At 63.2% G+C, this 5,427-nt stretch carries 5 protein-coding genes; all 5 read left to right on the top strand.

Annotation, left to right across the window (positions count from 1 at the left end):
• Positions 1-39 precede the first annotated feature (39 nt).
• Positions 40-324: a 30S ribosomal protein S18 gene (gene rpsR / locus AC1D1P_RS13345; RefSeq protein WP_077592883.1), complete on the top strand. Its 285-nt coding sequence runs from the start codon at positions 40-42 to the stop codon at positions 322-324.
• 11 nt (positions 325-335) lie between these two features.
• A complete protein-coding gene (gene rplI / locus AC1D1P_RS13350) occupies positions 336-788 on the top strand; it encodes a 50S ribosomal protein L9 (protein WP_477673316.1) in 453 nt (150 codons plus the stop codon).
• Between the two features lie 182 nt (positions 789-970).
• Positions 971-2,383, top strand: coding sequence for a replicative DNA helicase (gene dnaB / locus AC1D1P_RS13355; RefSeq protein WP_457278782.1), 1,413 nt, complete (start codon positions 971-973; stop codon positions 2,381-2,383).
• 231 nt (positions 2,384-2,614) lie between these two features.
• Positions 2,615-4,489 carry an SLC13 family permease gene (locus AC1D1P_RS13360; RefSeq protein ID WP_477673317.1) on the top strand — a complete coding sequence of 625 codons (1,875 nt, stop codon included), beginning with the start codon at positions 2,615-2,617 and terminating at the stop codon, positions 4,487-4,489.
• Positions 4,486-5,427: ABC transporter substrate-binding protein (locus tag AC1D1P_RS13365; protein ID WP_477673318.1), on the top strand; the 942-nt coding region annotated here is incomplete at its 3' end. The genes AC1D1P_RS13360 and AC1D1P_RS13365, both read left to right, overlap by 4 nt.

Raw genomic sequence — 5,427 nt, forward strand, 5'->3', positions numbered from 1 at the left:
AGGTAGAGCAAGTACCGAACCCCATTTAAGGAGTCCATCATGCCCGGACCAAAACGTTTCAACAAAGACAAGCGCCCCAAGCGCAATACCCAATCCCTGCTGTTCAAGCGCAAGCGTTTTTGCCGCTTCACAGCCGCTGGCGTTGAAGAAATCGACTACAAAGACATCGACACCCTGCGCGATTTCGTAGCCGAAAACGGAAAAATCATCCCCGCACGCCTGACTGGCACGCGCGCGATTTTCCAGCGCCAGATCAACACCGCCGTCAAGCGCGCTCGCTTCCTCGCGATGCTGCCTTACAGCGACCAGCACCGTAGCCTGTAAGGAGCACGACCATGCAAATTATTCTGCTCGACAAAGTCGTGAACCTCGGTAACCTCGGCGAAATCGTCAAGGTCAAAGACGGCTATGCACGCAACTTCCTGATCCCTTCGGGCCGCGCACGCCGCGCCACGGAAGCCAACAAGGCCGAATTCGAAGCCAAGYGCGCCGAACTCGAAAAAGCTGCAGCTGCCAAGCTGGCCGAAATGCAGGCCCAGGGCGCAAAGCTCGGCGGCACCACCGTCAAGCTCACGCAAAAAGCCGGTGTTGACGGCCGCCTGTTCGGCTCCGTCACCAACCATGACATCTCGGCCGAGCTGACCAAGCAGGGCTTCCCTGTGCTGAAGTCGCAAATCCGCATGCCTAACGGTCCGCTGAAGATTGTTGGCGACCACGCCGTGACCGTTGCCCTGCACACCGACGTGGCAGTGGACATCACCGTCACCGTGTACGGCGAAACCGCTTAAGCGTTTTCTCCCTTCCCGAAAAAAAGCCGCTCGCCGAGCGGCTTTTTTCATGGCCGGCCGGATCAAGCGGCTGTACACAAGCTCACGGTGTATTTCCACCCGATTTCCCCCGGTTGTCCACAACCTTATCCCGTGAGGTTTTACGCTCCCGGCGTACCATTCACCCTCTCCCAAGGAAACCCATGTCCGCCGTACTTTCCACCTATGACGATCCCGGCTACAGCCCTGACCGCCAGATCGCCCAGCTGCGCATTCCGCCGCACTCCATCGAGGGTGAATCCAGCGTGCTGGGCGGCCTGCTGCTCGACAACGGCGCGTGGGACCGTGTGGGCGACCTGCTGACCGACCAGGACTTCTACCGCTCCGAACACAAGCTGATCTATGCCGCCGTAGGCGCCCTGATCAACGCCTCCAAACCGGCCGACATCATCACGGTCTACGAGCACCTGCAGAACCAGGGCAAGGCCGACGAAGTAGGGGGCCTGAGCTACCTCAATTCCCTTGCGCAATACGTTCCCAGCGCGTCCAACATCCGCCGCTACGCGGAGATCGTGCGCGAGCGCTCCATCCTGCGCAAACTGGTGTCCGCCTCGGACGAGATTTCCACCAATGCCTTCAACCCGCAGGGGAAAGACGTCGCCACCATCCTCGACGAGGCCGAACAGAAGATCTTCAAGATCGGCGAGCAGGGCTCGCGCATGAAAGAAGGCTTCCAGAGCATGGACACGCTGGTCGTGAGCCTGCTCGATCGCGTCACCGAGATGGCCGAGAATCCGCAGGACGTCACCGGCGTGCCCACGGGCTTCTACGACCTGGACCGCATGACGTCCGGCTTCCAGGCCGGTGACCTGGTGATCCTGGCGGCGCGCCCCTCCATGGGCAAAACCGCACTGGCCATCAACATTGCCGAAAACGTCGCCTTGCTCGAAGGTCTGCCCGTTGCCGTGTTCTCCATGGAAATGGGCGCCTCGCAGCTTGCCGTGCGTATCGTGGGCTCCATYGGCCGCATCGACCAGACCCATCTGCGCACCGGCGCCCTGACGGACGAAGAATGGCCGCGCCTGACCGAAGCCATTGAAAAGCTGCGCACGGTTTCGTTGCACATCGACGAAACCCCCGGCCTCACTGTGAGTGAGCTGCGTGCCAACGCCCGCCGCCTGGCACGCCAGTGCGGCAAGCTCGGCCTGATTGTGGTCGACTATTTGCAGCTCATGAGCGTATCCGGCGGCATGGCAGACGAGAACCGCGCCACCGCCGTCGGCGAAATCTCACGCGGCCTGAAGATGCTGGCCAAAGAGCTGCAGTGCCCCGTGATCGCGCTGTCGCAGCTCAGCCGCGGCGTGGAATCCCGCACCGACAAACGCCCCATGATGAGCGACCTGCGCGAGTCCGGCGCCATCGAGCAGGACGCYGACATCATCATGTTCATCTACCGTGACGAGTACTACACCAAAGAGGCCTGCAAGGAGCCGGGCGTCGCCGAGGTCATCATCAGCAAGCAGCGTAACGGCCCCACCGGCACAGTCAAACTGGCGTTCCTGAACCGCATCACCAAGTTCGAAAGCCTGGCCAGCGGCGGCAGCGGGGACTTTTGAGGCCTGAAGAAGCTCGCAGGTCTTCCTGTCGTATCGAGTGGCCACGGCGCAGTGGCCTCCTAGGGTTTTCCGGCGGCCGTTTTCGGGAAAACGGTGATTTAATGGCAGAAAACAGCTGCAGGCCAATCAAGCCGGGCGCAAGCAGCTATCAATACAATAGCTAAAGGAGGAGGTTCCATGCCGACGCCCCTGCGGATTCTTACCGTCACCTCACTGTAGGTCCGGGAATCCATGCCTGTTTCCTCCGTCATTCCTGGTGTCATCCCCGACGCCGACATCCTGGCGCTTTTGCGTGGCGACGCGCTTTTCACCGACCTTTCCGGTAGCCAGCTTGCACGCCTGCTCGGCAGCCTGCACACGCTGGAATTCGCCGCCGGCGACACGCTGTACGAAAAAGGCGCGCCGGCCGAATTTCTGTACGTGATCGAAACCGGTGAGCTGCAGCTGACCACGCCTGGCGGCCGTACCGTCGCGCTGCCGGGCATGCGCTGCGGTGAAGAGGCCGCCTGCGATACGGCCAGCTACCTGTGCAGCGTCACGGCAGCCACGCCGGTCAGGGCGGTGCAGGTCCCCCGCGACGCCCTGGCCGAGCTGGCTGCGAAATCGCCCGCCTTGCGCAACAAGGCCTGGCTGACGCTGATGGGTTATGTGGGCGGCGAATCCTTTCTTGCGCCGGCCCCCGGCAAGCCTGCCGCCAAAAAACCGGCCAAACCCATTTCCCGGCGCGAGCTGGTGGGCTGGCTGGGCGTGGTGCTGGTGCCGCCCGCGATTTATTTCCTCTCCGGCTCGGCTGGGCTGGTGGTGGAGGCCTCGTTGTTCCTGGCCATCCTGTCGGCCACGGTGCTGATGTGGCTGTTCAACCTGGCCGACGAGTTCGTGCCGCCACTGGTGGCCATCGCCGCGGTGCTGATCGTCGGTCTTGTGCCCTACGAAGTCGCGCTGGCCGGTTTCTCGTCAAGAACGCTCACCACGCTAGTGGGCGTGTATGCGCTGGCCGCGGTGATTTCCGCTTCGGGCCTGAGCTACCGCTTCATGTTGTGGTTGCTGATACGCCTGCCCGACACGCCGTTCTGGCACCAGGCGGCGCTGCTGCTGTCGGGTTACCTGCTGTCGCCCATCATGCCCTCGGGCAATGCGCGGTTGTCGCTGGTGCTTCCGTTTTACCGCGACATGATCGAAGGCCTCAACCTGCCGGCGCACAGCAAGTCCGCCACGGCCCTGATGGCCGCCACGTTTTCCGGTGCCATGCTGTTCTCGCCGATGCTGCTGACCAGCAAGTCGTCCAACCTGACGGCTTTCGGCATGCTGCCCGTGCAACTGCAGGACCAGTTCCAGGGCCTGTTCTGGTTTGTCGCGGCCGGCGTGGCTGCGCTCACCGTCACGGCCGCGCACCTGGTGGTGGTGCGCCTGTGTTTTGGGCGCACGGCCCAGGCCGCTTTGCCCAAGGAAAGGCTCGAGCGACAGCTGGCCCTGCTGGGCGACRTCACCCGGCCCGAAAAAGCCGCACTCACCGGTTTCCTGTTCTTCCTGGTGGGCGCCGGCACCGCCGGCTGGCACCAGATTTCTCCCGCCTGGCTGGCGGCCTTTTTGCTGGTGGGCCTGCTGCTCATGGGCTTGCTGAGCAAGAAAGACTTCCAGCAGAAGATCGACTGGCCGATGATTTTCTTTCTGCTCAGCCTCGACGGCCTGAGCCGCGCCATCAGCTACCTGGGGCTGGACACCGCACTGGCCCATTCCGCGGGCAACATGTTTGATTTCGTCGGCGGCAAAATGGTCTGGTTCATCCCGGTCGCGCTGGTGGTCACGCTGCTGCTGCGCCTGGTGCTGCCCATCACCGCCGGCATGATCGTGGCTGCGGTCATCCTTCTGCCGATCGGGCAGGCGCAGTTCATCAACCCCTGGGTCGTGGTCTTCCTGACCGCCATGTTCAGCGACATCTGGTTCATACCCTACCAAAGCTCACAGTACCTGCAGGTCATGGGAAGCGGGCTGGACCGCTACTACAAACACACCGATTTCCTGCGCTATAACCACTGGATGAACCTGGCGCGCCTGCTGGCGGCCTATCTCTCGATCCCTTACTGGGAATGGCTGGGCCTGGTATGAAAAACGGAACCCTCGCTGTCCTGACGGGCGCGGCCCTTCTCGTCGCGCTGCTGCTGCTGGGCATGTTCAACCTGTCCAAGCCGCGGGTGCTGGTGCTGCACAGCTCGGACCGCAACTCCACCACCGTCGGCAAGATGGACGAAGGCATACGCCATGTCCTGGACAAAAACAGGCAGCCCTTGACTGTTCGCTGGCATTACCTGGGCATAGACCGCCTTCCCGATGAAGACCACCGCCAGGACGCCGCAAAGGAAGGCCTGCGCGCCATTGAGCAGTTCAACCCCGACCTGGTGATTGCGGTAGACGACGAAGCCCAGCAATACGTGATGCGCCGCTTCGCCGGGCAGGGCCGTCCCAGGGTGGTGTTCGCCGCCATAGACCATGAGCCCGCAGAGTACGGGTACGTGGGCRCAGCCAACGTCACCGGTGTCGCCGAGCGCCTGCCGCTCGCCGCCATGCGAGACTTGCTGCAGCACGTCAAAAAGGGCCAGCCCGTACGCGTGGCGGTGCTGGGCGATGCCGGCCCCACCAGCCAGGGTCAACTCAGGCAGGTCGAGGCTTTCAACTGGGCGCCGCACAGTGTGGCGGTCACCCACACGCTGGGCGATTTCCCCGCCTGGCAGGCCGCCATCAAGGTCATGGACGGCAAGGCCGATGTGGTGTTGGTGCTCTCGCACGGCAGTTTGCGTGCCGGGCCCGCGGCGGCCGGCGTGGTGCCCGATGCCGAGGTGATCAAGTGGCTCGAAGCCAATGCCGCGCCCTTGCCGCTGGGGGTCGACATTGAATACGTTCAGCAGGGCGGGGGGCTCAGTGTGGCGCCGTCCGCCAAGTCGATGGGGGAAATCGCCGCCGCCGACGCGCTGGCCTGGCTGAAGGCAAAACCCGCCAGTGCGCCGCCGCTTCCGGGCCAGGACGCGCGCTACAGCGTGGGTTTGCGC

It is taken from the genome of Polaromonas sp. P1_E1_2 (assembly GCF_056406035.1).

Excerpts from the sequence above, each read along its gene's own strand:
- rpsR (WP_077592883.1), top strand. The coding sequence starts at position 40 with ATGCCCGGACCAAAACGTTTCAACAAAGACAAGCGCCCCAAGCGCAAT.